The organism is Rhizobium sp. SU303 (assembly GCF_021052345.1).
In the GTDB taxonomy this organism is placed as follows: domain Bacteria; phylum Pseudomonadota; class Alphaproteobacteria; order Rhizobiales; family Rhizobiaceae; genus Rhizobium; species Rhizobium laguerreae.
In genome coordinates, this window is the sequence record NZ_CP088095.1 from 4,011,019 (window position 1) to 4,036,459 (window position 25,441).

General features: G+C 61.8%; 25 protein-coding genes and 1 pseudogene. 12 read left to right on the forward strand and 14 right to left on the reverse strand.

What is annotated here, in order from left to right; translation table 11 throughout:
• Window positions 1-17: 17 nt before the first annotated feature.
• Together RlegSU303_RS19835 and RlegSU303_RS19840 are read right to left on the reverse strand one after the other, a co-directional pair.
• Entirely contained in the window at window positions 18-1,040 is a 1,023-nt protein-coding gene (locus RlegSU303_RS19835; protein WP_003542973.1) for a LacI family DNA-binding transcriptional regulator, read from the reverse strand.
• Between the two features lie 117 nt (window positions 1,041-1,157).
• The gene (locus RlegSU303_RS19840; RefSeq protein ID WP_025396056.1) at window positions 1,158-1,670 is read right to left on the reverse strand and encodes a MarR family winged helix-turn-helix transcriptional regulator; all 513 of its coding nucleotides are present in this window, start codon (window positions 1,668-1,670) and stop codon (window positions 1,158-1,160) included.
• An 85-nt stretch (window positions 1,671-1,755) separates the two neighbouring features.
• Here RlegSU303_RS19840 and RlegSU303_RS19845 point away from each other — a divergent pair, with 85 nt between their 5' ends.
• The 5 genes from RlegSU303_RS19845 (at window position 1,756) to cysE (ending at window position 6,213) form a co-directional block, all read left to right on the forward strand.
• On the forward strand, window positions 1,756-2,544 hold the full coding sequence (locus tag RlegSU303_RS19845) for a creatininase family protein (protein ID WP_131718818.1): 789 nt from the start codon (window positions 1,756-1,758) through the stop codon (window positions 2,542-2,544).
• Window positions 2,545-2,692: 148 nt separating this feature from the next.
• Window positions 2,693-3,775: a CobW family GTP-binding protein gene (locus tag RlegSU303_RS19850; RefSeq protein ID WP_017962138.1), complete on the forward strand. Its 1,083-nt coding sequence runs from the start codon at window positions 2,693-2,695 to the stop codon at window positions 3,773-3,775.
• A complete protein-coding gene (locus RlegSU303_RS19855) occupies window positions 3,775-4,764 on the forward strand; it encodes a WD40 repeat domain-containing protein (protein WP_026158888.1) in 990 nt (329 codons plus the stop codon). The genes RlegSU303_RS19850 and RlegSU303_RS19855 overlap by 1 nt, the downstream gene beginning before the upstream one ends.
• A gap of 15 nt (window positions 4,765-4,779) precedes the next feature.
• Window positions 4,780-5,274, forward strand: coding sequence for a GNAT family N-acetyltransferase (locus RlegSU303_RS19860; protein ID WP_026158889.1), 495 nt, complete (start codon window positions 4,780-4,782; stop codon window positions 5,272-5,274).
• Window positions 5,275-5,394: 120 nt separating this feature from the next.
• Window positions 5,395-6,213 (forward strand): serine O-acetyltransferase, encoded by an 819-nt coding sequence (gene cysE, locus RlegSU303_RS19865; protein ID WP_017962141.1) that lies wholly within the window; start codon window positions 5,395-5,397, stop codon window positions 6,211-6,213.
• Between the two features lie 13 nt (window positions 6,214-6,226).
• On the opposite strand, the gene RlegSU303_RS19870 is transcribed toward cysE, so the two are convergent.
• From RlegSU303_RS19870 to odc2, 4 genes are all read right to left on the reverse strand, one after another.
• The gene (locus tag RlegSU303_RS19870; RefSeq protein WP_231283295.1) at window positions 6,227-7,384 is read right to left on the reverse strand and encodes a GGDEF domain-containing protein; all 1,158 of its coding nucleotides are present in this window, start codon (window positions 7,382-7,384) and stop codon (window positions 6,227-6,229) included.
• Window positions 7,385-7,539: 155 nt separating this feature from the next.
• Window positions 7,540-8,568, reverse strand: coding sequence for a serine hydrolase domain-containing protein (locus tag RlegSU303_RS19875; RefSeq protein WP_077979458.1), 1,029 nt, complete (start codon window positions 8,566-8,568; stop codon window positions 7,540-7,542).
• A 265-nt stretch (window positions 8,569-8,833) separates the two neighbouring features.
• Window positions 8,834-9,424, reverse strand: a complete 591-nt coding sequence (locus tag RlegSU303_RS19880; RefSeq protein ID WP_094087400.1) for a GNAT family N-acetyltransferase — start codon at window positions 9,422-9,424, stop codon at window positions 8,834-8,836.
• A 94-nt stretch (window positions 9,425-9,518) separates the two neighbouring features.
• Complete coding sequence (odc2, locus tag RlegSU303_RS19885; RefSeq protein WP_025396064.1) at window positions 9,519-10,652, reverse strand: ornithine/lysine decarboxylase; 1,134 nt, start codon at window positions 10,650-10,652, stop codon at window positions 9,519-9,521.
• Between the two features lie 527 nt (window positions 10,653-11,179).
• On the opposite strand from odc2, the gene RlegSU303_RS19890 reads away from it, so the two are divergent.
• From RlegSU303_RS19890 to RlegSU303_RS19900, 3 genes are all read left to right on the forward strand, one after another.
• Window positions 11,180-12,073, forward strand: a complete 894-nt coding sequence (locus RlegSU303_RS19890) for a LysR family transcriptional regulator (protein ID WP_077979456.1) — start codon at window positions 11,180-11,182, stop codon at window positions 12,071-12,073.
• A 140-nt stretch (window positions 12,074-12,213) separates the two neighbouring features.
• Complete coding sequence (locus tag RlegSU303_RS19895) at window positions 12,214-12,855, forward strand: DUF1007 family protein (protein ID WP_065281302.1); 642 nt, start codon at window positions 12,214-12,216, stop codon at window positions 12,853-12,855.
• A complete protein-coding gene (locus RlegSU303_RS19900; protein WP_131718817.1) occupies window positions 12,849-13,925 on the forward strand; it encodes a nickel/cobalt transporter in 1,077 nt (358 codons plus the stop codon). Before RlegSU303_RS19895 ends, RlegSU303_RS19900 begins: the two co-directional genes overlap by 7 nt.
• Before the next feature lies 1 nt (window position 13,926).
• Here RlegSU303_RS19900 and RlegSU303_RS19905 read toward each other — a convergent pair whose 3' ends face one another.
• The 4 genes from RlegSU303_RS19905 to RlegSU303_RS19920 form a co-directional block, all read right to left on the reverse strand.
• Window positions 13,927-14,133: a hypothetical protein gene (locus RlegSU303_RS19905; RefSeq protein ID WP_017962148.1), complete on the reverse strand. Its 207-nt coding sequence runs from the start codon at window positions 14,131-14,133 to the stop codon at window positions 13,927-13,929.
• Window positions 14,130-14,825, reverse strand: coding sequence for a GNAT family N-acetyltransferase (locus tag RlegSU303_RS19910; RefSeq protein WP_131718816.1), 696 nt, complete (start codon window positions 14,823-14,825; stop codon window positions 14,130-14,132). Before RlegSU303_RS19910 ends, RlegSU303_RS19905 begins: the two co-directional genes overlap by 4 nt.
• 65 nt (window positions 14,826-14,890) lie before the next feature.
• A complete protein-coding gene (locus RlegSU303_RS19915) occupies window positions 14,891-15,610 on the reverse strand; it encodes a tellurite resistance TerB family protein (RefSeq protein WP_020051681.1) in 720 nt (239 codons plus the stop codon).
• Window positions 15,611-15,720: 110 nt separating this feature from the next.
• Window positions 15,721-16,359, reverse strand: a complete 639-nt coding sequence (locus RlegSU303_RS19920) for a 2-dehydro-3-deoxy-phosphogluconate aldolase (RefSeq protein WP_131718815.1) — start codon at window positions 16,357-16,359, stop codon at window positions 15,721-15,723.
• A 154-nt stretch (window positions 16,360-16,513) separates the two neighbouring features.
• Between RlegSU303_RS19920 and RlegSU303_RS19925 the strand changes: the two genes are divergently transcribed.
• The 3 genes from RlegSU303_RS19925 (at window position 16,514) to trhO (ending at window position 18,879) form a co-directional block, all read left to right on the forward strand.
• On the forward strand, window positions 16,514-17,002 hold the full coding sequence (locus tag RlegSU303_RS19925; protein ID WP_131718814.1) for a CYTH domain-containing protein: 489 nt from the start codon (window positions 16,514-16,516) through the stop codon (window positions 17,000-17,002).
• Window positions 16,980-17,888, forward strand: a complete 909-nt coding sequence (locus RlegSU303_RS19930; RefSeq protein WP_131718813.1) for a CHAD domain-containing protein — start codon at window positions 16,980-16,982, stop codon at window positions 17,886-17,888. Before RlegSU303_RS19925 ends, RlegSU303_RS19930 begins: the two co-directional genes overlap by 23 nt.
• A gap of 61 nt (window positions 17,889-17,949) precedes the next feature.
• Window positions 17,950-18,879, forward strand: a complete 930-nt coding sequence (gene trhO / locus RlegSU303_RS19935) for an oxygen-dependent tRNA uridine(34) hydroxylase TrhO (RefSeq protein ID WP_131718812.1) — start codon at window positions 17,950-17,952, stop codon at window positions 18,877-18,879.
• A gap of 18 nt (window positions 18,880-18,897) precedes the next feature.
• On the opposite strand, the pseudogene RlegSU303_RS19940 reads toward trhO, so the two are convergent.
• Both RlegSU303_RS19940 and RlegSU303_RS19945 read right to left on the reverse strand, forming a co-directional pair.
• Window positions 18,898-20,435 (reverse strand): annotated as a pseudogene (locus RlegSU303_RS19940) (EAL domain-containing protein).
• A gap of 201 nt (window positions 20,436-20,636) precedes the next feature.
• On the reverse strand, window positions 20,637-22,010 hold the full coding sequence (locus RlegSU303_RS19945) for a GH1 family beta-glucosidase (RefSeq protein WP_017962154.1): 1,374 nt from the start codon (window positions 22,008-22,010) through the stop codon (window positions 20,637-20,639).
• A gap of 237 nt (window positions 22,011-22,247) precedes the next feature.
• Here RlegSU303_RS19945 and RlegSU303_RS19950 point away from each other — a divergent pair, with 237 nt between their 5' ends.
• Entirely contained in the window at window positions 22,248-22,652 is a 405-nt protein-coding gene (locus RlegSU303_RS19950) for a DoxX family protein (RefSeq protein ID WP_017962155.1), read from the forward strand.
• Window positions 22,653-22,742: 90 nt separating this feature from the next.
• On the opposite strand, the gene RlegSU303_RS19955 is transcribed toward RlegSU303_RS19950, so the two are convergent.
• On the reverse strand, window positions 22,743-23,930 hold the full coding sequence (locus RlegSU303_RS19955; protein WP_094087388.1) for a Gfo/Idh/MocA family protein: 1,188 nt from the start codon (window positions 23,928-23,930) through the stop codon (window positions 22,743-22,745).
• Window positions 23,931-24,154: 224 nt separating this feature from the next.
• On the reverse strand, window positions 24,155-25,207 hold the full coding sequence (locus tag RlegSU303_RS19960; protein ID WP_020051689.1) for a sugar phosphate isomerase/epimerase family protein: 1,053 nt from the start codon (window positions 25,205-25,207) through the stop codon (window positions 24,155-24,157).
• Window positions 25,208-25,441: the final 234 nt, after the last annotated feature.

Sequence of the window (25,441 nt, forward strand, 5' to 3'; positions counted from 1 at the left end):
TGGATGGTGGTCTTGGTTCAGGCGCGCGGCCGATGGGGACTGGTGGACTGGCGAATGCGCATTTCCGGCTTGATCAGATGCATGCCGTCAGGCTCATGGCTGCCGGCAAGGCGATCGAGCAGCGCCCGGGCGGCCAGGCGCCCGACCTCGGCCTGACCGTTCCAGACGGTCGTTAGCGCAGGCGTAGCGATCGAGGCCTCCTCGAGATCGTCGTAGCCGGTGACGGAAATATCGCGTCCCGGCACCAGGCCGGCGCGCGCAATGCCGTTCATCAGGCCGATCGCCACGAGATCGTTCCAGCAGACGGCTGCGGTCGGCTTCTGCGGCAGCGACAGGAAATGCACTGCAGCCTCGAAACCGCCCTGTTTCGAGCGTGGACCGGGAATGCGCAGGTTCGGATCGACCTCGATGCCGGCCTTGCGGAGCGAATTGACATAGCCCTGGTAGCGGTCGCGGCCGGTGGATGTCTGGTCAGTGCCGCCGATCATGGCAATCGAGCGATGACCGAGGCCGATCAGGTGGTTGGTGGCAAGCGAGATACCGTAGCTGTCGTCGCCGCGATAGGTCGGCAGGTCCTGCCCTTCCATCGAGCGGGCGACCAGGATCGCCGGCATGCCGTTGTCTTCCGCCAGTTGCACGTCCTCCGGCGGCGTACCGATCGCCGGCGACATGATGACGCCGTCGCCGCCGAGCTGCAGCAGCGTCTCGATGAAGGTGCGCTGCTTTTCGACATTGTCGTAATGATTGGAAAGGATGAAGGTGTGGCGGCTACGATCGAGCTCGCTTTCGATCGCCTTGAGGATCTCGCCATAGAACGGGTTCATGATGTCGTGCACGACGACGCCGATGATGCCGGAGCGGGAGGTCCGAAGGCTGGCGGCACGGCGGTTGTAGATATAGCCGAGCGCGCGCGCCTGTTCCTTGATCTTCTCCCGCGTATTGCCGGCGACGAGCGGACTGTCGCGTAAGGCAAGCGATACGGTCGCCGTTGAAATGCCGAGCGTTTCGGCGATTGTCGAAAGCTTGATCTTCTGGACCACGTGTCCTCCTCCAGGCAGCACGCAAGCAGCAAGACCCCGCCGTCAAACCGGCGCGGCCCTTAAAATGTTTAATTAAAAGATTTAATCGATGGAAGCAATTCGTCTTTCGGGGAAATTTCAGTCTTCGTCCGGTTCTTCGATATGAATGGCTTCGGCCTGCAGATTGGCATCGATCGCCTTCAGCAGTCGGACGAGATTGCGAATTTCCTTCTCGGAGAACTCCTGCGTCGCCAGCCTGTCGCAGGCCGAGGCCGCCATCTCGATCCCCTGAACGCTGCCGCGGCCGAGTTCGGTGAGATAGACTTTGGTCAGGCGCGCATCTTCCGCATCGGGCTTGCGCTCGAGAAATCCCTGCGCCTCCATGCGGCCGATCGTGCGCGTCATCGTCGGCGCCTTGACCCCGAGCTTCTGGGCAAGACCGCCTGCCGTCATGCCGTCGCTCTCGGCAAGCGAGAGAATGACGCCGTCCTGGCCGGCATAGAGCCCGCTTTCAAGCAGGTTGCGCGAAAGCACCGTCCGCATGGAACGCGCTGCCTGGGTCAGGGCCGGGGAGAGATCGACGAGCGTATACTCGGTCTGGTCCTTCTTCTTGGACTTGTTCTTTTTGCCGTCCTTGTGCTTCTTTCCCATAGCCATCCCTTTGATCTTTAAGCCCCGACGCCGCTGCGATATGACATTGCTCAGGATCTCGTCATAAACAAGAGGCAACGACCGGATGATGACACCTTCGCCGCGCTTCGAGGACAGCAACCCGGACTTTGCACCTGACGGGCGCCATCTGATTGCCGTGCTGCCGCTCGGCGCCCATGAACAACACGGCCCTCACCTGCCCTTCGAAACCGACACACTGATTGCCGAAGGCATCGCCGGGCGATTGAAGATGGCCCTGCCCGCTGGCCTGCCGGTCACCTTCCTGCCCGCCGAATCCATCGGCTATTCCATAGAGCATATGGATGTTGAAGGAACGAAGACGCTTGCCTTCGACGAAGCGGTATACCGCGGGCTCGGCATCGCCGAAGGCCTGGCAAAGCAGGGCATCCGCAAATTCGTGATGCTGAACGCCCATGGCGGCAATTCGCCCGTCATATCAATCGTCGCCACCGAGGCGCGGGTCCGCTTTGCCATGCTGGCGGTGGCGACGAGCTGGACCCGTTTCGGCGTGCCGGATGGCCTGGTCACGCCGGAGGAAAAGGCGATCGGTATCCATGGCGGCGATATCGAGACCTCGGTGATGCTGGCCCTTCATCCCGACAAGGTTGATATGGCGAAGGCGGCGGACTTCCCCTCGCGACAGACGGAATTCGCCGAGCGCTTCAAACATCTGCGCGCCTACGGGCCGCACGCCTTCGGCTGGAAGATGTCGGACCTCAATGTCGAAGGCGTGGCGGGCAATGCCGCAGCTGCGACGGCAGAGAAAGGCGAGGCGCTGATTGCCCATGCGGTAAAAGGACTGGTCGAATTGCTTGGTGATATCGATGCATTCGATGTCGCGCAACTCAGGTGAATATGGGCCATCTGGACCGGCCAGACGATGTGATCTTATAACATTATAAAACCCTTTGAACTGCCACGCTCAAGCCATTATATGAGACCAACCGTTCAAGCAGCCGATCCCAAGCCGCTCGGCCGCACGCCTAATCCTAGAGGTTCTCATGACCGACGCGATCTCCACCCAGAAGCCTATTCCCGTTACCGTGCTCACCGGTTATCTCGGTGCCGGCAAGACGACGCTGCTCAACCGCATCCTCTCCGAAAATCACGGCAAGAAATATGCGGTCATCGTCAATGAATTCGGCGAAATCGGCATCGACAACGACCTGATCGTCGAGTCGGACGAGGAAATCTACGAGATGAACAATGGCTGCGTCTGCTGCACGGTGCGCGGCGACCTGATCCGCGTCGTCGAAGGCCTGATGCGCCGCCCCGGCCGCTTCGACGGCATCATCGTCGAAACGACCGGCCTTGCCGATCCGGTGCCCGTCGCCCAGACCTTCTTCATGGATGACGATGTGCGCGCCAAGACCGAGCTCGACGCCGTCGTCGCCCTCGTCGATGCCAAGCACCTGCCGCTGCGCCTGAAGGACAGCCGCGAGGCCGAAGACCAGATCGCCTTCGCCGACGTCGTCATCATCAACAAGACCGACCTGGTGACCCCGGAAGAACTTGATGTGATCGAAGATATCGTCCGCGCCATCAACCCGGCCGCCCGCGTCTACAAGACCAGCCGTTCCGGGGTCGACCTCGCCCGCGTGCTCGATCAGGGCGCCTTCAACCTGGAGCGCGCGCTCGAAAACGATCCGCATTTCCTGGAGCACGGCCATGACGACCACGTCTGCGGCCCCGATTGCGATCACGACCATCACCATCATGACCATGATCACGATCATCATCACCATGGCGCCCATAACCATGGCGCGATGTCGGCGATCCACGATGTGACGGTGCAGTCGGTGTCGCTGCGCGGCGGCGAGATGAACCCCGAGCGCTTCTTCCCCTGGATCCAGAAAATCACCCAGACGCAGGGGCCGAATATTCTGCGTCTCAAGGGTATCATCGCCTTCAAGGACGATCCCGAGCGTTACGTCGTTCAGGGCGTGCACATGATCATCGAGGGTGATCATCAGCGGCCGTGGAAGGAAGGCGAAAAGCACGAGAGCCGTCTCGTCTTCATCGGCCGCGAACTCGACCGCGAGAAGCTCGAAACCTCCTTCAAGGCTTGCGAGGCAGCCGCCTGATGCCGACAGTTGCACCGCTTGATCTCGACGGCCACGTTCTGGCCGTCGAATTTTTAGGTGATGTTCCCTTCTTCGCAAGCGCAAACGGTACATTCCACCGGCTGGACGGCGGCGACAGGGTTTCCGAAGCCCACCAGGGCATGCTCACCGCGATCCGCGATCCCTACAGCGAGAGCCTGATTTCGGGCGGCGAGGACGGCAAGGTGCTGCGCATTGCCGCCGACGGCAGCGTCAGCGAGATCGCGACCGCGCCGCGCAAGTGGATTTCGCAGGTGGCAGCCGGCCCGCAGGGCGCCGTTGCCTATTCCTACGGCAAGAGTTCGCTCGTGCGCCTTGTCGATGGCACGACCAAGGAATTCCCCGAAGAGCGCACCGTCGAAGGTCTTGCCTTTGCACCGAAAGGCCTGCGCATCGCGGCCGCGCGCTACAACGGTGTGTCGTTGCACTGGATCGGCATGAATGCCAAGCCGATCGATCTTGAATGGAAGGGTGCGCATACCGGCGTCACCTTCTCGCCTGATGGTAATTTCCTCGTCACCTCGATGCAGGAAAACGCATTGCACGGCTGGAAGCTCGACATCAAGCCCGGCACCGAAGCCCGCCACATGCGCATGACCGGCTACCCTTCCAAGGTGAAATCGCTCTCCTGGTCGGTCAAGGGCAAGTGGCTCGCGTCTTCGGGCGCGCCTGCGGCAATCGTCTGGCCCTTCCAGGGCAAGGACGGGCCGATGGGCAAGGCGCCGCTGGAGCTCGGCACCCGCGCAAATATCATGGCAACCGCGGTGAAATTCCATCCGCTCGAGGACATCCTCGCCATCGGCTTCATCGACGGCATGATCCTGGCCGTGCGCATCGCCGACAGCAAGGAAGCCCTGCTGCGCCGGCCCGGCAAGGGTGCGGTCACGGCGATGAGCTGGAGCAAAAACGGCAAGCTGCTCGCCTTCGGCTCGGAAGCCGGCGATTGCGGCGTCATCGATATTTCGGCTTGAGGCCTGTTGCCGGTAATGGACGACGCCCTGACGGAACCCGAAATCATGGCGCTGACGGCCGAGCACATGCAAGCCGCGGCCGCAATCAGACGCGTCGCCCTGTGGAAACGGCTGCCCTGGCTGCCGGATGTGCATACGCCCGATGAGGAAGAGCAGTATTGGCGCATGCATTTGCTGCCGAATTGCTCCATCCTCGGCGCTGCCTTGGGAAACCGGCTCGTTGGTGTCATCGCCTATGGCGACAACTGGATAGAGCAGCTTTACGTTCTCCCCGGTTTCCAGGGCAGGGGCATCGGCACTTCCCTCCTCGGTTGCGCCAAGGAGGAGATGAACGAGATCAGGCTCTGGACGTTTAAGCGTAATGCAGGCGCTCGCAGCTTCTACGAACGGCACGGTTTTACCGCTGAAAAGGAGACCGATGGCGCCGACAACGAAGAAGGGGAGCCTGATGTGCTTTATCATTGGCGCCGGCTTCCGGAGCTGACTCCTCGCCCGCAGCCATCCGGTTAGAATACGCTATCCGACTCAAGTCCGTAGGATATCGGGGCTTGCCAAACGCCGTGCCTGGGCGAAACATGAACCACGAGCAGGAAGCGCTTTGCGCTGCCGTGGCTGACAGAGGAAACGGAAATGTCGAAATCGACCCGCCTCGGTTTAGCCGGGCAACAGCCGCAGCCTTTGGCCGACGCATCCATCTGGACCGTGATCCGCGCCGAGGCGGCCGAGTTCGCCGCGCGCGAGCCGATATTGCGGCAGCTGCTTGCCGCTCAGGTAACGGACACTGCCAACAACGGTGAGATCATCGCCCGCGTGCTGGCCGCGCGGCTCTCCGTAGCGCAGGTGGAAACAGGTGATTTGTTCGATCTCATCCTGTCCACACTTGATGACGATATCATGCGGAAGGTCGAGGCCGATCTCATCGCCGTGCGCGAGCGCGATCCGGCCTGCACGACATTTCTGCACGCGCTTCTCAATCTGAAGGGCTTTCATGCGCTTGAGACGCATCGCATCGCCCATGCGCTCTGGATCGCCGGCCGTCCGGAGATCGCCAGTTGGCTCGCCAATCTCGTTTCGCTGGTCTTCGGCCCGGATATCCATCCGGCGGCACGGATCGGCGCATCCATCATGCTCGACCACGGTTCGGGCATCGTCATCGGCGAAACGGCTGTCATCGAGGATGAAGTGTCTATCCTGCAGAACGTCACGCTCGGCGGCACCGGCAAGGAGACCGGCGACCGCCACCCGAAGATCCGCCACGGCGTGATGATCGGCGCGGGCGCCAAGATCCTCGGCAATATCGAAATCGGCGCCTTCAGCAAGGTCGCCGCCGGCAGCGTCGTGCTCAAACCGGTTCCCACGCATTGCACGGTTGCCGGCGTGCCGGCAACGGTCGTGCGCATCCACCGCGCCGACGAAATTCCGGCCGAGACGATGGACCAGAATATCTAGGGCCGCCCCGTTCCTACGCGGCCTGCTGATTCTCCCCGAAGGCTTCGACCCGGTTGCGGCCTTCGCGCTTCGAACGGTAGAGCGCCTCGTCCGCCTTCTGCGTCAACCGCTCAAAATCTCCACCGCTTTCCGCACGAGCGGCAACGCCGATGCTCAGCGTCGGAAAGACGGCCAGATCCGGCCGCTGCATGACGGCAGCGGCGAAAGCGAGACGGATGCGCTCGGCAATCGCCATCGTCTCCTCCAGGGAAACGTTTTTCAGCACCGCCAGGAATTCATCCCCGCCTTGACGGGCGAGCAGGTCGCCGGAGCGCATGATGCCTCTCGAAACACTGGCGAAAAGCCGCAGGATGTCGTCACCGGCAGCATGGCCATGCCTGTCGTTCAGTTGCTTGAAATGGTCGATGTCGATGATCAGCAGCGATACCGGCTGGGAACCGAGAGCCGGCAGATGCTGGGCAAGGCCGCCGCGATTGAGCGCGCCGGTCAGCGGATCGTGGTGAGCGAGTTCCGTCAGCTGATTTCGGCTGCGCTCGGCGGCCATCAGCACCATGGCCATGCTGCGCAGCATGATGAAGGCGACCGCCGATACCGCCATCCAGCTGTGAATTGCACTGCCGCCGAAGGGATCCGGCCCTCCGATCTCACCGGTCGCCGCGAGAATGCTGCGAACCGCAAAGATCGCGGCAGTGCAGGCGTAGAGGCCGACAAGTAAGGCTGCCGAATAAAGCCTCTCGCGCCGGACAATGCTGATCGCCTCCCTTGCAACGGCAAGATCGCAGAGGCAGCAGATGACGGAGACGTAGAGGAGCCTCGCCGAGACTGCCGATGGATCGCTGACGATGAGGACGACAGGAACGCTGATGAGCAAGATCGCAAGCCAGAAAGTGCGCTGGTCGAGCGCTCGTCCCGAAAAGACGCGCACGGCAAAGAACATCAGCATATAGCCGGCGATGGTGACGATATTGCCGCCGTCGATCGAGACGGAGGTGGGAACGAGATTGCGCAGCGCGACGAGAAACGAGCCGACACCGACAAGAAGGTTGCTCAAACCCCACCAGAGCGGCCACCTCTCGAAGCGACCCGTCGCATAGGCTGCAAGCTGGAGAACGCCCAGCACGAAACAGCTCACGGCAACAATGAAATAGATTGTCCTGAGATCCAGCAGCATGGCGCTTTCCCGAAATTCTCGCGGAGCTTACAGGAAGCGTTTTGCGGTTTGATTGGAGCCTTCGCTAAAAATTTAACGATCGCGGGTTTTTCCCTGCTGTATAATTCTAAATGCTACAGACCCTTGGCGCGTCTGAAAGACGCGCGGCGCTGTCATCAAGCGGCCCGCACCGAGCCGATGATGTCCGCCAACAGACCGTGCAGCAAGTCCCTGTAGCCGCTTCGGGCAGACGGACCGCTCTCTTCCGAGGTCATGACGACGGTGAGATCAAGCGACGGCACGATGTAGAGCATCTGCCCGCCATATCCCCAGGCGAAATGCACCTGCTCGCCGCCGATCTGCCGCGTGAACCAGCCATAGCCATATTCATCGCCAGAGAAACGCGAGTTGGTGCGCTGCTGCCACGACTGGGCAATCCAGTCGGCAGGGACGATCTGGCGGCCGTTGGCGGTCTTGCCACCGTTGCGGTAGAGTTCACCGAAGGCAAGCAGGGACCGGGCGCTCATCGCCATCTGATTGCCGCCCAGATAGATGCCCTGCGGATCGCGCTCCCATGCGCCAATGCGGAAACCTTCGACAGGACCCAGCCATTCGCGCGCCAACACCAGCGTCGGCCGCCGGCCGACCTTGGTGAGAATGGCCGAAAGCAGATGCGTGGATGCGGTGGAATAGAGCATCTCGCCACCGGGCTGATCGACGAAAGGCTGCGACAGCGCAAAGCGCACCCAGTTGCGCGAGGAGACCCAGCGGCCGTAGTTCGCCCCCGACATGCGATCGAGCCCCGCCTGCATGGAGAGAAGATTGCCGATGGTGATGTCGTTGATGCGCGGGTCTGGTGCTGCCGGAAGATCGGCCTTCAGGATCGGCGCGATCTTCTGGTCCGGCCCCTCGAGCAGGCCTTTGTCGATGGCGATACCGACCAGCGCCGAAATGATCGACTTCGAAGCGGATTTGATATTGGTCGATTCCGAGGGCGAATGACCATGAAACCCACGTTCGCTGAGCACACGCCCGTCGCGAGCGACAATCACCGTCTTCAGAGGTCTCATCGCGGGGTCGCTCGCCGCGCGATCGAGACGCGGACCAAGCCCGCCGACGCCGGAAGCTGTGCTCTGGGCAGTCGCCGGCCCCGTTGCAGCAAGCGGCAGGCAGAAGAAAAGCAGAAGGGAAAGAAGGCGGATCATGCGACGCAAGATAGGATATCGCCGCGATATGTTCGCGGGCCGGCGCCCCTTTTCACGCGATTGTGTTTCCGCGTGCTGCCGGCGCCTTTTCGAAACTTGATGCCAGAAAGACAATCCGCGCCGCAACTACACCAGGCCCGCCTGCCTGCGTGGTCAAACGGCGCGGATATTACCAGCCGGGGGAAAAATTCCCAACCTGGCCGGCCGGTCGGAGCAGCCTTACGGCTCCGCGTGACGTTTCAGGCCGATCCGGCCCAATCCCGTTCTAGGCTGCGCGGCGAACCGGGGCACCGGTCAGCATGCGTCCCGAGGGGACGATCATGCCGGCCGCGCCGCCAAGCCAGCCTTCCGTGAGCTCGAGCGCCAGAAAGCGCGAGCGTTCGAACGGACCCGGCATGACGAGATGGCGAGCCTTTTCGGCAAAGAAGCCGAAGCGCTCGTAATAGGCAGCATCGCCGACGAGCAGGACGGCGCCGTGCCCGCGCTTCTTCGCTTCGAGAAGCGCCGCACGCATCAGCGCCGAGCCGATGCCCTTGCCGCCCTGATGGGGCGCAACGGCGAGCGGTCCAAGCAGCAGCGCATTGATCGGCGTGCCTTCGTCATTGACGCCGGCCTCGATGTTCCAGAGCCGCACCGAGCCGATGACATGGCCGTCGCGATCGCGCGCGACGAGCGCAAGGCCCTCGGCCGGGACGCGGTTGCGGCGGATCTTCTCCGACGACTTCTTGCGGCGATCCGGGCCCATGACGCGGTCGAGCAGGTTTTCACGCGCAACGACATCCGAGGGGTTTTCGGCGTCGATGGCGAAAGTGGTAGGCGCAAAGAATGCGCGGACAGAATCAAGAACAGCGGCCATCTTGGCCTCCCGTACCCAATACCGTTATCAGCGGCGATGAAGGAAAATTGTGAAGTTGCCGCCCCGGCTGGTTACGGGGCCGGCGGAAACGACCTTAGATGACGTAGGACTTCAACGGGTCGAAACCGTTGAAAGCGACCGCCGAATAGGTCGTCGTATAGGCGCCGGTGCCTTCGATCAGGACCTCGTCGCCGATCGAAAGGGAGATCGGCAGCGGATAGAGGTTCTTCTCGTAGAGCACGTCGGCCGAATCGCAGGTCGGACCGGCAATGACGCAAGGTTCCATCTCGTCGCCGTCGTGTTCCGTGCGGATCGGATAGCGGATCGCTTCGTCCATCGTCTCGGCGAGACCGCCGAACTTGCCGATGTCGAGGAAGACCCAGCGGGCATCGTCATTGTCCGACTTCTTCGAAATCAGAACGACTTCCGCCTTGATGACACCGGCATTGCCGACCATGCCGCGGCCCGGCTCGATGATCGTCTGCGGGATCTGGTTGCCGAAATGCGTGCGCAGCGCCTGGTAGATCGACTTGCCGTAAGCTTCTGCGGACGGAACGTCACGCAGATACTTGGTCGGGAAGCCGCCGCCCATGTTGACCATCTGCAGGTGGATGCCCTGCTTGGCAAGCGATACGAAGACGCGCTTGGCATCGGCGAGCGCCGAATCCCAGGCATCGACCTTGGTCATCTGCGAACCGACATGGAACGAGACGCCATAGGACTGAAGGCCAAGCTGATGGGCGTAGACGAGAACGTCGACAGCCATCTGCGGAACGCAGCCGAACTTGCGCGACAGCGGCCATTCGGCGCCTTCGCCATCCGTGAGCACGCGGCAGAAGACTCGGGCGCCGGGAGCGGCGCGCGAAATCTTCTCGACTTCCTCGTGGCTGTCGACCGCAAAGAGGCTGACGCCGAGCGCATGGGCGCGGGCAACGTCACGTTCCTTCTTGATCGTGTTGCCATAGGAGATGCGGGCGGCGGTCGCACCGGCTTCGAGCGCCATTTCGATTTCGGCAACGGATGCACAATCGAAATTGGAGCCGAGGCCTGCGAGCAGCTTCAGCACTTCCGGGGCCGGGTTGGCCTTGACGGCGTAATAGATGGCGCTGTCCGGCATGGCGTGACGGAAGGCGTGAAAATTATCGCGAACGACGTCGAGGTCAACCACGAGGCAGGGACCATCGGGACGTCGGGTTGCGAGAAAGTCGCGGATGCGCTGGGTGGTCATATCGATTCCCTCTTCCAATTCCAGAGCTCCGGCATGAACCGGAGGACAAAGGGCATACGATAGCTCGCATTGGAACCAGCCGGTGGAGACCCCGGAACCATAGCAAGCGCTCGATGCGCGGATAGTGAACCAACGCCGCGATGCGGTGTAAGTTCGGCTTTGTCTGCCATGGATTGGAGGGAGAATCCCAACCGCACTTCCGGCAATGATGGTGTGCCTCTTCAGTAACCCCCGCTGATGGAAAGCAGGGAGAGAACAAAAAGGCCCGCACCGTCGTTGCTTCAGGCGTCCTCGCATTTTCCGGTTGGCCGGAATAGCGACTGGAGGGGTTAATTCCAGGTACCTTACCGATTTCCTCACCAATTCGAGGGTTCGGCGGACACCCATGGGCACGTGCGACTTTGGGCTGAGTGGGAAATAAGAATATTCGCCTTCATAATCAAGCGATTTTTTGATCTCGGGCTAAAAAAATTATTGAACAAGACGAGCCAATTTGTTCAACATTCCGAAACAGCCTGAGGGGTGCCATGGATACCTTGACCCGCATACGCGCCTTCATCGATGTCGTCGAGGCCGAAGGCTTTTCCGCGGCGGCGCGGCGCACCGGTCGCTCCAAGGCGCTGCTCTCCAAATATGTGCGCGAATTGGAAGACGAGCTCGGCGCCCTGCTGCTCAACCGCACCACCCGGCAGTTCTCGATGACCGAGGCCGGCCATACCTATTACCGCACCGCCTCCGATATCCTGAAGGAGATCGACAACCTCGCCGATCTCGTGCGTGAAAACAATGCGCAGCTCAAGGGACGGCTGCGCATCTCGGTGCCGCGCACCTTCGTCGATGCCGATGTCGGCCAGTCGCTGATCGACTTCGCCAAGGAGAACCCGGACCTTTCGCTGGAGATCGCCGCCGACGACCGGTTCGTCGATCTGATCGAGGAAGGTTTCGACGTGGCGATCCGCATCACCAAGCTCGAAGATTCCGGCATGATCGCCCGCAAGATCTCGGATTTCCGCATCCATATCTGCGCCACCCCTGAATTTCTCGAGCGCTATCCCGATCTCGATCACCCGGCGGCCCTTTCCAGCGTCCCCTTCATCGTCGATACCAATGCGCGCACCCAGGCGAGCATCCGCTTCCACAATCCCGACAACACCTCGTTCGCAGTTGCCGTTTCCGGACCGATAGAGGTGAACAGCCCGCATGCGACATTACGCGCGGCACTGGCCGGCATCGGCGTAGCCTTCATCCCGGATTTCATCGCCCGCAAGCCAATCGAGAGCGGCGAACTGGTAACGTTGTTCAACGATTACATCCCGACCGACCGCGGCATCTATGCCGTTTACCCACACCGGCGCTACCTGCCGGCCAAGGTGAGGATTTTCGTCGATTACCTGCACAACTGGTTCAAGAAGCACCCATGATGCGACAACAGGTTCCATGTTGATCCACATGGCTGAGACGATCGGACGGCGACAATCGGGGAACCGCCAGTGAAGCCCGTCCCAATTCCGTCCCAATTTCTGGCAAGAAGTCAGGGTCACCGAACAGAGCAGCGGAATAGATGAAACATTCAACGATACTGATGGCGGCGCTTCTTTCGCTGGCGCCGGCCGCCGCCTTTGCCCATCCGCACATCTTCGTGGAAGCGCGCCTCGAAGTCGTGGCCGGCAAGGACGGCAGTGTCGAGGAGCTGCGCAATGTCTGGCGCTTCGACGAGGTCTTTTCGTCCTCCGTCGTCATGGATTTCGACAAGAACACCGACCTGAAGCTGGAGCCGAACGAGCTCGCAGAGGTCGGAAAGACGGTGAAGCAGTCGCTTGCCGACTACGATTACTACATGAACCTGACGATCAACGGGAAGAACATCACCGTCCAGAAGCCTGACATCATCCATGTCGACTACAAGGAAGGTCAACTGCTGATGTTCTTTGCGGTGAAGCCGGTGGAGAAGATGCCACTCAAGGGCAGGCTCAGCTTCGGCGTCTATGACCCGACGCTCTATACCTCGATCGACTTTCCCACGGATGGTGAGCTTGCGATCGTCGGAGACGGCTTCAAGGCCTGCAAACATCAGGTGGTGCGGCCCGATGCCGACCAGGTGATATCGGAAAACAAACAGTCGCTGACGGACGCCTTCTTTAACGATCCCACCGGCACCAACATGTCCAAACTCTTCGCCACCCGGCTGGAGGTCACATGCTGACAAAACGCCTGCCCCTCATTTTTTCCGCTGTCGTCCTTACGCTCCTGGCGGCGGCAAGTCTGGCCCATGCGCAATCTCCGATCGGCATCGGCACGGCGGAGCCGAGCTTCCAGCCGACCGGCGGGCCGTTCGCACCGCTTTTGCTCTATGTGAACTATGAGCAGCAGGCCTTCTATCGGGCGTTGACCGGCGCCTTGAAGGCGATGCGCCAAGACCCGTGGCAGCTGGCATCGCTGATCGGCCTCTCCTTCGCCTACGGCGTCTTCCATGCCGCCGGCCCAGGCCACGGCAAGGCGGTCATCTCCTCCTACATGATCGCCAATGAGGTCGAGCTGAAGCGCGGCGTGGTGATTTCCTTCATTTCGGCCTTCGTCCAGGGCGTGATGGCGGTGGCGCTGGTCGGCGGCGCCTGGCTGGTGTTGCGCGGCACCGGCATCACGCTGACGGAGGCGACCCACGTAATGGAGATCGCAAGCTTCGTCATGGTCATCCTGTTCGGCGGCTGGCTGCTGTTTCGCAAACTGCGCTCGATAGCCGGCAATATGCCACGGCGCCGGCTGATGGCGACGCCTGTCGGCCCGGTCAGCATGATGCTCGACTGGAAGGATAATGCAGCCGAACGCCAGGCCTATGCCTTCAACGGCAAGGCGCAGGCTGTCGAAGCCGGCCACACCTTCGTTCCCGGCATGGTCTGCGAGACCTGCGGCAATGCCCATGTGCCCGACCCGGCCCTGCTCGGCGGCGATAAGTTCAGCGTCCGCGAGGCCTGGTCGGCGATCGTTGCCGTCGGTCTGCGCCCCTGTTCCGGTGCCTTGCTGGTCATGACCTTCTCACTGCTGAACGGGCTCTATCTCGGCGGCGTGCTGTCGGTCGTCGCCATGTCGCTCGGCACGGCGATTACCGTTTCCCTGCTTGCCACACTTGCCGTCACTGCCAAGAGCGCGGCCGTCCGCCTCTCCGGACGCGGCTCGCCCGCCTCGATCTGGGTCGGCAATGCCATCGAAATCCTCGGCGCCGTGCTCGTCATGCTGATGGGCGCCCTGCTGCTTGGGGCCTCGCTGCAGGGATAAGCTACTTTCCCCGGCTGCGCTGGTAACGCGCCCGCAACCAGAAGACAGCGAAAAACGCCATGATCAGGCAGACGCCGACGACGATCGCCAACGTCGGCGAGAAGTTGCCGATCCACAGAACGATGGTCGGCAGGAAATAGATGACGAGGGCAGCGCTAAGCAGGATGATGCCGGCGGCGGTCGCCTGCGAGCGGCTTTCCGGGCTCATACGAGCCTTTCCTTTTCGAGATCGGCGCGGATATCCTGCAGGCGGCGGATCTGGTTGCCCTCGGCGTCGAAATTCCCCTGGGAAAGCCATGCTTCGAAGGCATCGTTGATCATCGGCCATTCGGCATCGATCATCGAGAACCAGGCGGTGTCGCGGTTGCGATGCTTGGAGATCATATGCTGGCGGAAGACCCCTTCGAAGCTGAAGCCGTAACGCGCGGCCGTCGTCTTGCTCGCCCCGTTCTTATTGTCGCATTTCCATTCGTAGCGGCGGTAGCCGAGATCCTCGAAGACGTGCTTGGCCATCAGGTAATGCGCCTCGGTCGAAAGCGGCGACCGCTTCATCTCGGCCCCGTGCGCCACTCCGCCGATCTCGACGACGCCGTTTGCCGGGTCGGCGCGCATATAGTTCGCCATGCCGACAATCTTGCCGGTGGCATTGTCGCGGAAGATATGGGTGAGCCAGCCGGACTTGGTATTGACGGTTTCCAGCCAGTTGGCGAAATCGTCGATACCGGAGAAATCGTCCTGGGCAAAATAGAGAAGCAGCGGGTTGATGCCCATGCCGCCGAGCCCGTCCCACAGCGCCTCGAGATGTTCCGCGCGCCGATAGGGTTCTACCGTGACGAAACGGCCCTTCAGCGTGACCGGCTTCGGCGCCGGGCAGCCCTTGAAATTTGCAAGATCGCGCATGTTCACTCCCCTTTTCGGAAGAGTTGGATAGGCCAGCCGCCCGACAAAGGCAACCGGCCTAGATGTCACTGTGACAAGGTCACCTTGGCGGACGACACCGTCGCCTCGATATGGTCGACCAGCTGGTCGGCGAGGCCGAGGCGGCCTGCGAGCAGGTCGAGATAACCGCGCTCGGCGCGTGAATCCGGCTCGATGGTGAGCCGCGAGGCGGTGTAGAGCTCGACGCGCTGTTCTTCCGTCACCGCGGCGGCCACGAGCGCATCGATATCCGTCGGCGAGGCGAGTTCATGCTCGATGAAGGCCGCAGCCTCGCCGCTGACATCGGCGGCCTTGACCTTCTCCATGATGAGGGCGCGTTCGGCATCGTCGATATGGCCGTCGGCCTTGGCGGCGGCAATCATCGCGCGGATCAGCACCAGGGCAAATTCATTGCTGCCGGCAGGCGACGTCGGCCCGAAACCGGATTCGGCAGGCGGCGGCAGAAGCACCGGATTATTGGCGGACGGTGCATCGGAAGGGGCAGCGGGGGCCTGCCCGGCCTGGTAATTCTTGTAGGCTTGGTAACCGAGGCCGGCAATCGCGGCAAGACCGCCGATCGCCAGTGCATTGCCGGCAATACTGCGGCCGGTCTTGGTGCCCAGCAGCGCGGCAGCAATGGCGCCGGTCTTCATCGGATTGTTCCTGGCCGTCTGAACGGCATCACCCGCCCTGTCGCGGACCGAGCCGCCGAGACCCGGCACCTGCGAACCCAAGAACTGGTCGAGAAGCTTTTTTGCGTCGAACATTCCTCGTCATCTCCCTGTTGAAACTGGAGGAGTACATAGGTTTGCGACGGCTGAAATACAAACTTGGGGAGCGGGATTGAGCCGTGAGACTCACCCGCCCTTGCCGAAACTCAGGCCTTTAGCGCCGCCGCCTCTGCCGCGAGCTTGGTGATGCCAGCCCAGTCGCCGGCCGCGACCAGTTCCTTTGGCGCCACCCACGAGCCGCCAACGCAAATGACGTTCGGCAGCGAGAGATAATCATTGGCGTTCTTCAGCGAAATGCCGCCGGTCGGGCAGAACAAGGTGCCGGCAAGCGGTGAGGAGAGCGCCTTGAGATAGGCAGCGCCGCCGGCTTGCTCGGCCGGGAAGAATTTCAGCACCTGGTAGCCTTCTTCGCGCAGCGCCATGACTTCGCTGGCGGTCGCAGCGCCCGGAAGCAGCGGCACGTCGGAATCGGCGGCGGCATCGAGCAGTTCCTGTGTCGTGCCCGGGCTGACGATGAACTTCGAACCGGCCTCGACCGCGGCTTCCCAATGGGCGACATTGAGGATCGTGCCGGCACCGACCTCGGCCCCCTCGACCTCTGCGGCGACGGCGCGCACGGCCTCGAGCGCCGCCGGCGTGCGCATGGTGATCTCGATCGCCTTCAGGCCGCCGGCGACGAGCGCCCGGGCCAGCGGCACCGCCGACTTCGCATCGTCGACGATCAAGACCGGAACGACAGGCTGGAGTTTCAGGATGGAAAGGAGCTTCTCTGTTTTCTCGCCCATGGTCGCGCGACCTCCTTGAAACGATTGAATTCGGACCCCGAATAACGCCCCCGCGGAACCTTGTCGAGATAAAACCGGACCGCATGCCGAGAAGGGTATGAAATGCGTGGAAATTGGGCTACCGTGCCGCAATCGTCACAAAAGGTTCACCGGTATGGCGAAAGAGATCGAGCGGAAGTTTCTTGTGCGCAGCGATGGATGGCGTTCCGCCGTCGAGACGAAGTCTGTCCTCAGGCAGGGTTATATTGCCTCGATGGACGACCGCTCCGTCCGGGTGCGCATCCTCGACGGCAGGAAGGCGAAACTGACGATCAAGATTGGCCGCAGCACCCTTACCCGCGACGAATTCGAATATGACATCCCGATCGCCGACGCCGAAGAGCTGCTGCAGAATGCGATCGGCGTCGTCATCGAGAAGACGCGCTACCGCGTTCCGCATGAGGACTTCGTCTGGGAAGTCGACGTCTTTACCGGCGAGCACCGCGGACTGGTGATCGCCGAGGTGGAGATGACGGCAGAAACCGATGATCCGCCCCTGCCTACCTGGCTCGGCCGCGAAGTGACAGGCGATTTCCGCTATTCCAACCAGGCCCTCGCCACAGAATACGGGCACGACAGGCATGGCCTATCGCATTCGGCCTGACGCCGATTTCACCGGGGCGTTCCGCAGCGTCGCGACGGAGCAGCTGGAACGCGCCGTCACGGTTCTCGATGAGCGCCCGGACGGCGCGCATGAGGCGATCCATTCTTTCCGCAAGAACCTGAAACGGCTGCGCTCGCTCTACCGCCTCGTGGCCCGCGAGGTGCCGGATTTTCAGGCCCAGGAAAATGCGAGGCTGCGCGATACCGCACGCTCGCTTTCGGCGATCCGCGACGCTGCCGCCCTCATCGGCACCGCGGAATATCTGCAGCATGCAGCCCGCGGGAACGAGGAGAGCGAGGCGCTCGGCCGCATCGTCACCATTCTCGAAGGGCGCCGTGACTGGATGGCGCAGGCCGAAAGCGGCCTGGAACAGCGGCTCGCGGAAACCTCGGACATTCTGAAGGAGGCGATCGCCGCCCTGGATGCCGTCTCCTTTGACGGCGGCCACCGCAAGAATGCACGCATGCTGGCAAAGAGCTGGCGACGCACGGCGCGGAAGGCCAAGACCGCGCTTGCGGCTTGCCATGGCGAGGCATCGGCCGACGATTTCCACGATCTGCGCAAACGCACCTATGACTATCGGCTCTACCATGCGCTTTTGCGCGACGTCTGGCCGGGCGCGATGAAGGCCAAGCGCGATGCGGCCAAGGAACTTGTCGAGGATCTCGGCCACATCCACGATCTCACCGTGCTCTCCGCACTGGTCGAAGCCGAACCGCAGCTCTTCACCCGCAATGACGACCTGGCGCATCTGCTCGACATCATCATCTTCCGCCAGCAGGAAGACCGGCGGCAAGCGCTGGTCAAAGCCGAAGCGGTGTTCGCCGATGATGCCGACGAGGAAGCCCAGCGCATCGAGCTTCTCTGGTTGATGGCTGGAAACTGAGAGAAGGCCGCCACTGGCGAAGGCAATTGCGCGGCCCGCCGATTTTCTGTATTTCCGGCCTATGACCGACAGCCTGACACACACCAGCCCGTTCCTCGTGGTCGCACTCTACCATTTCGTTTCCGTGCCGCGCTTTGCCAGCCTGCAGGCGCCGCTGCAGACGCTTTGCGAGCAGAACAGCGTCAAGGGAACGCTGCTTCTGGCGCATGAAGGCATCAACGGCACGATCGCAGGCCCGGATACCGGCATTCACGCCGTGCTCGACTTCCTGCGCGCCCAGCCGGAATTTTCGGGCCTGGAGCACAAGGAAAGCCGCGCCTCCAAAATGCCCTTCCTGCGCATGAAGGTGAAGCTGAAGAAGGAAATCGTCACCATGGGCGTCGAAGATATCGACCCCAACAAGGTGGTCGGCACCTATGTGGCTGCCAAGGACTGGAACACGCTGATTTCCGATCCCGACACCATCGTCATCGACACCCGCAACGACTACGAGACGGCGATCGGCACCTTCCGCGGCGCGCTCGACCCGAAGACCAAGAGCTTCCGTGAGTTTCCGGAATGGGTACGTCAGAATCCCGGTCTGCACAACAAACCGAAGGTCGCCATGTACTGCACCGGCGGCATACGCTGCGAGAAGGCCACCGCCTTCATGAAGGCTGAGGGCTTCGACGAGGTCTATCATCTGAAGGGCGGCATCCTGAAATATCTGGAGGAGGTGCCGCAGGAGGAAAGCCTCTGGGATGGCGCCTGCTTCGTCTTCGACGAGCGCGTGTCCGTCGAGCACGGTTTGAAGGAAGGCGAACACCGGCTCTGCCACGCCTGCCGCAACCCGATCACCGCCGAGGAGATCACCTCGCCGCTTTACGAGGAAGGCGTTTCCTGCAGCCATTGCTACCACACGCGCACGGAGGAAGATCGGCTGCGTTACCGTCAGCGTCAGCACCAGATCGCCCTGGCGAAGAAGCGCGGCCAGCGACATATCGGCAGCTGAGCCAGGATTCTGATTGGATCAGCCTGCCGCCTGGATGCGGCGCCGAGCTTCCGGCTCCGCTTCACGTCGCTCGTTCAGCATCTCGGTGATAAGGTCTGATGTCACAGGCTTTCCGAACAAATAGCCCTGCAGGCAGTCGCAGCCGAAAAGGCGCATGGCGATCGCCTGCTCCTCGGTCTCGATGCCTTCGGCCGTCACCGGAATGTCGAGCGAGCGGGCGAGCGCTACCGTCGCCTGCAGCATCTCGCGCTGGCGTTTGTCGTTGACACCCATGACCAGCGAACGGTCGATCTTGATGCGGTCGAAGCCGAACTGCCTGAGATAACCAATCGAGGAGAAGCCGGAACCGAAATCGTCGAGCGCCACCTTGACCCCCAGCCCCTTCAGCCGTTCGATCGACTGGCGGGTGCGCTGCGGATTCTGGATCATGTAGCCTTCGGTGATCTCCAGTGTTATGCGGCCGGCCTCGATCTCCGTCTGCTTCAGCACGTAGCGCACATAGTCAGTGAAGGCGGGATTGCGGAACTGGCCGGGCGAGACGTTGACCGAAACGTTGAGTTCCGGCCATTGCTTGGCCGTCTCGCAGGCTTTGCGCAGCACGAACAGGCCGAGCGATTCGATGAGGCCGCTGGTCTCGGCGATCGGGATGAACAGCTCGGGCGAAACAGGGCCATGGCCCGGGCGGTTCCAGCGCACCAGTGCCTCGACGCCGGTCATCGCATGCGTGCTTGCATCGATCAGCGGCTGGTAGGCGAGCGTCAGGTCGCCGCTTTCGATGGCTATCCATCGCCCGGTGAACGCGAGGTCCAGACGAGCTTGCCGAGCGTTGCCCCCGTCGGATCGACGATGGGTACGCGATAGTCGGCAGCAAAACTCGGCGGCGCCAGCCTCAGCCCGCCGATGACATAGGTCTCGCCGAGCGCGGTCACCCTGTCGTCATCGAGATGGCGGGCGAAAACAAGATAGCGGCGCTGGCCGGCGGGCGCATCCAGCGCACCGGACTTTTCCCGCACCAATGCCACGCCGACAGCGGCAATGCCGCGTTTGGTGGTGACGAAACCGACCGCCTGAGGACGATCGGCCGGGGCGCCCGCCTTCACCCTGTCGAGCAGGATCCAGAGCGACGGCGCAAAGAAATCCGCGAGCGACTCCTCCATCGGTTTGCCGTCGCGATAAGCCATGATCGCCTTCTTCTCGTCATCAATGACGATCGCCATGTCGAACAGCGAGCTGTTGACCGACATCTCGCCGTAATTGCTCACCGTCCAGGCCATACCGTCCGGCGCGTAGACGTTGGCGGCGGCATCGTCCCAGGCGGCATAATCGTCGAGCGTCGCGCCGAGCTGATCCTCGAAAGTCTTCACCGCGCCGATCGTTGTTTCGCGCGAGCGCTCGTCATCGAGGAGATTAGCATTTTCGGTCACGCGTTCGAGCGCCGTCAGCACCATGATGGTGACGACGGCGACGATGATCGCGAAGGAGAAAAGTACGCCGGTGACGGTAATGTGACGGCCTATTCCCGATCCCTTGCTCTGCGACTTCCCGACTGCCTGCATAACGGCTCCCTGACCGGTGGACTTTGCCAGCCAAGAGTTCAAAAACGTTTAAACAACCGCCTGCCGCACGTGTCTGACGATCGATTTTTGTCCGTGCCGACGGCTGTCGCAAAATTGACGGCAAGCAGCGTCAGCTTGCCGTGCCGCCGCAAGGTCAAGTTCAAAAGGCCCCTGGATCAGGTGCCCGCCGGAGTAATCGCGCTAACTCGCTTTGTAATTGCCCTTCGGGAATTGAGCCGCAAGTTGGCGATACCATTTGCCGCTCATCTTTATCGTGCGCAACTGGGTCTGATAATCGACATGCACGAGGCCGAAGCGCATGCGGTAGCCTTCCGCCCATTCGAAATTGTCCATCAGGCTCCAGGCGAAATAGCCGCGCAGGGGATAGCCGTCCTTTATGAGGCCGGCAACGACGTCGAGGTGATCGCCGAGATAGTCGAGACGCATCACATCGTCGACCTCGCGGTCGACGACATCGGTATTGTCGCAGGCGCCGTTCTCGGTGATGTAGCATTCCGGCAGGTCATAGCGGCGGTAAAGGTCCTCGACCGAGAGCTTCAGGCCCGGCGCATAGATTTCCCAGCCGATATCGGTCTTGACGTCGCTTGCCGGCGGCGCTTCCACCGTCCAGGGGAAATCGCCCTTGCGTTCGGCATCGTCGGTGACGCGCTCGGGCTTGTAGTAGTTCAGACCCCACCAGTCGAGTTTCTGGCTGATGAGCTTCATGTCGCCATCCCCGATGACGGGCATGCGATCGCCGAGCGCTTCGACGAATTCCTTGGGATACTCGCCCTTGAAGACGGGGTCGAAGAAGGCGCCGTTGTGGAACTGATGTGCACGCTCGGCGGCGGCGCGATCGGCCGGGCTGTCGGAGCCGGGAATGATCGAGGCGGCATTGAGCACGAGGCCGACCGGCACATTGGGGGCTTCCGAGCGGATCGCCTCGACGCCGAGGCCGTGTGCCAAGTTCATGTAATGCATGGCGTGAAGGGCGGCCTGCATGTTGCGCTCGCCAGGAGCATGAATGCCGTAGAGGTGGCTGAGCCAGACGATGCACCAGGGCTCGTTGAAGGTGGCGACACTGTCAAGGCGATCCCCCAGGCGGTTCATCACCGTCTTGGCGTAGCGCTGATAGGCGTAGGCGGTCGAGCGCGCAGTCCAGCCGCCCTCGCCGGCGAGCAACAGAGGCAGATCCCAATGGTAGAGCGTCGCGAAGGTCTTGATGCCCCGCGCCTTGCAGCCGTCAACCAGCCGGTCGTAGAAATCGAGGCCGGCCTCGTTCACCGGACCCGTACCGTCGGGGATAATGCGCGGCCAGGCGATCGAGAACCGGTAGGCTTCGACACCCATCTTCTTGATGAGATCGAGGTCCTGCTCCAGGCGATTGTAGTGGTCGCAGGCAACGTCGCCGTTATCGCGATTATGGACGCGGCCGGGCATATTGCAGAAAGCATCCCAGATGGATGGCTTGCGGCCATCGGCCTTGCTGGCGCCTTCGATCTGGAAGGCGGCGGTGGCAACGCCGAAGGTGAAGTCGCCGGGAAAGCGCTCTGCGAGTTTCTTCGGATCGATCATCTGTAAATCCTATCTCTCAGGTTCAGCCGTTTGCGCCGGATTTAGCCAAGCCTGCGGGCAAAGTACAGGCTGGCGGCGAGAAAAACTGCAACGTTGCAGTAGGAAAAACAGAGCAGCTGCAACGCCGCTCTCTATCCGGCAACCACCCTCATAACGGCATTGTCAGCAGTCGTGACTTGGCCGTTGAGACGGAGATCCTTACACGGGAAATGGAATCACAAATGTGAAAGGAATCCTATGCTCTCTTCGGTCCATTCGCTGCAGCCTCATCTGCTGAGCTTGTTGCGCATCGTCTCGTCACTCGTACTTTTCAGCTACGGAACACAGAAGATCCTGCATTTTCCGGCCGCGGCAAGCGTGCCGCCCGCGGGCTCGCTCTCCTGGATTGCCGGGCTGCTCGAACTCACCTTCGGCTTCCTGGTCCTGGTGGGATTCCAGACCCGTATCGCAGCCTTCGTGCTCTCGGGCCTGATGGCCTTCGCCTATTTCATCGGCCATGCGTCGAAGGGCATCTATCCCGCCCAGAACGGCGGCGTCGCGGCGATCCTGTTCTGCTTCGTGTTTCTTTATCTGGTGGCGGCAGGTGCCGGACCGTTGAGCGTCGATAACCTTCTGAAGCGCGGCCGCACTGCTGCGGCCTGATCAGAAATAAAACAAAAAGCCGAGGCGACTTCAGGCGAGACCACCTCGGCGTTTTTCATTGGGCGACGCCAATGACGCGGATCATTAGATTCAGAGCTTGACCCAGGCGCCATTCTTCTTCGAAGACGCGACGCAGGCTTCGACGAAAGCCACACCCTTCACGCCGTCATCGACGGTGGGGTAGACCACCGCCTTGTCGGCGGCCTTGCCCTTCTTGCGGGCGTTGATCGCATGCGCGGCTTCCGTATAGATCGTCGCAAAGGCCTCAAGATAACCTTCCGGATGCCCGGATGGCACGCGCGTGACACGGCCGGCAGCCGCGCCTGAACCGGCGCCGCCCCGGGTGATCAGCCGCTTCGGCTCGCCGAAAGGCGTGTACCACAAGTAGTTCGGGTCTTTCTGAGTCCATTCCAACCCGCCCTTGGTGCCGTAGACGCGGACCATCAGGCCATTTTCATGACCGGGCGCCACCTGGCTGCACCAGAGCATGCCCTTGGCCGGCTTCTCAGAGCCCTTCGCCTTGAAGCGCAGCATGACATGGGCGTTGTCGTCCAGCCGGCGGCCCGGAACGAAGCTGTCGAGATCGGCGGCGAGGCTGTCGAGATCCAGGCCCGTGATGAAGGCGGCGAGATTATAGGCATGCGTGCCGATATCGCCAGTCGAGCCGCCGACGCCGGACTGCGCCGGATCGGTGCGCCAGGCGGCCTGCTTCTGGCCGGTTTGCTCGACCGCTTCCGTGAGCCAGTCCTGCGGATATTCGGCCTGGACGACGCGGATGTCACCGAGTTCGCCGTTCGCGATCATCTCGCGCGCCTGGCGGACCATCGGATAGCCGGTGTAATTATGCGTCAGCACGAACAGCGCGCCGCTCTCGTCGGCGATCTTCTTCAGCTTCTTCGCATCGGCAAGGTTGGACGTCAGCGGCTTGTCGCAGATGACGTGGATGCCGCGCTTGAGGAATTCTTTGGCCGCATCGTAATGCACATGGTTCGGCGTGACGATCGCCACCGCCTCGATGCCGTTTTTCAGCTTCGCCTCGCGGATCGCCATCTCGCGATAGCTGGAATAGGTCCGCGACGGATCGAGGCCGAGGTCGCGGCCGGATGCGATCGCCTTTTCCGGCGAAGCCGACAGCGCGCCGGCGATGAGATCGTACTGATCGTCGATGCGTGCCGCGATACGGTGCACCGCGCCGATAAACGCGCCCGCGCCGCCGCCCACCATGCCGAGCCGGATGCGGGGCTCGCGAGTCTGTTCGGATGATGCTTCGATTGCCATTCTGTCCTCCTGATTTTTCTTCCCTTCTCCCCTCGGGGGTTCGAAGGACGGGTCGAGACCTGTGGCTCGACCCTGGTCGGTGGCCCGGAGGGCCGGATGAGGGGGCCTCGCGACAGATATTACCTTTCGCTTGTCGCTCAAGGCATTCGTCGCTATCGCTCCTCATCCCCCTCATCTGCCCTGACGGGCATCTTCTCCCCGCTGGGGAGAAGGGAAATGAAAGCCTAAAGCCCCAGCATCCGCCGGTTCGCCGCCTGGTCGGTACCGCTGCCGGCGAAATCGTCGAAGGCTTTCTCGGTGACGCGGATGATATGCGCGGCGACGAATTCGGCGCCTTCGCGGGCGCCGTCTTCCGGATGCTTCAGCGCGCATTCCCATTCGACCACGGCCCAGCCGTCGAAATTATTCGCCGTCATCTTCGAAAACACCGCGCCGAAATCGACCTGGCCGTCGCCGAGAGAACGGAACCGGCCGGCACGTTCGACCCAGCCCTGATACCCGCCGTAGACGCCCTGGCGCCCGGTCGGATTGAACTCCGCATCCTTGACGTGGAACATCTTGATGCGGTCCTTGTAGATGTCGATATTGTCGAGATAATCGAGGCACTGCAGGACATAGTGCGAGGGATCGTAGAGCATGTTGGCGCGCGGATGGTTCTTCACCCGCTCCAGGAACATCTCGAAGGTGATGCCGTCATGCAGGTCCTCGCCCGGGTGGATCTCGTAGCAGACGTCGATACCGTTTTCGTCCGCATGGTTGAGGATCGGCGTCCAGCGGCGGGCGAGTTCGTCGAAGGCAGTCTCGACCAGGCCGGCAGGACGCTGCGGCCAGGGATAGATGAAGGGCCAGGCAAGTGCGCCGGAGAAGGTCGCATGCGCCGTAAGCCCGAGGTTCTTGGATGCCGTCAGAGCCATCTTGACCTGCTCGACTGCCCACTCCTGACGCGCCTTCGGATTACCGCGCACCTCCGGTGCCGCAAACCCGTCGAAGGCTTCATCATAGGCCGGATGAACGGCGACGAGCTGGCCTTGCAGATGGGTGGAGAGTTCGGTGATCTCGATGCCGTTTTCGCGAGCCTTGCCGGCGAATTCGTCGCAATAGGCCTTGGATGTGGCAGCCTTTTTGAGATCAATCAGCTGGCTGGCCCAGGTCGGCACCTGGACGCCCTTGTAACCGATGTCGGCCGCCCATTTGGTGATGGCGTCCCACGAATTGAAAGGAGCAGTATCGCCCGCGAACTGGCCAAGGAAAAGGCCGGGGCCCTTGATCGTCTTCATGTCAGATTCCTCCCTGAATATCGACCGTAAACGTTTCTGAAGTGTTGTAGCACGCTATTTGGCGGGAGCAAGGCGCCTCCTCGCCCTTGCGTCGAATTTGGCGCGAGGCCAAATGCGATATGGCTGCGAGCTAATCATGATGGGCTTTGGCGGGCAAGAGGTACGTGCAGCATTTTCGGCTAGCCGCTGTAGTGGAAGCATAAAAAATGCGCCCATCCTTTCGAATGGGCGCAT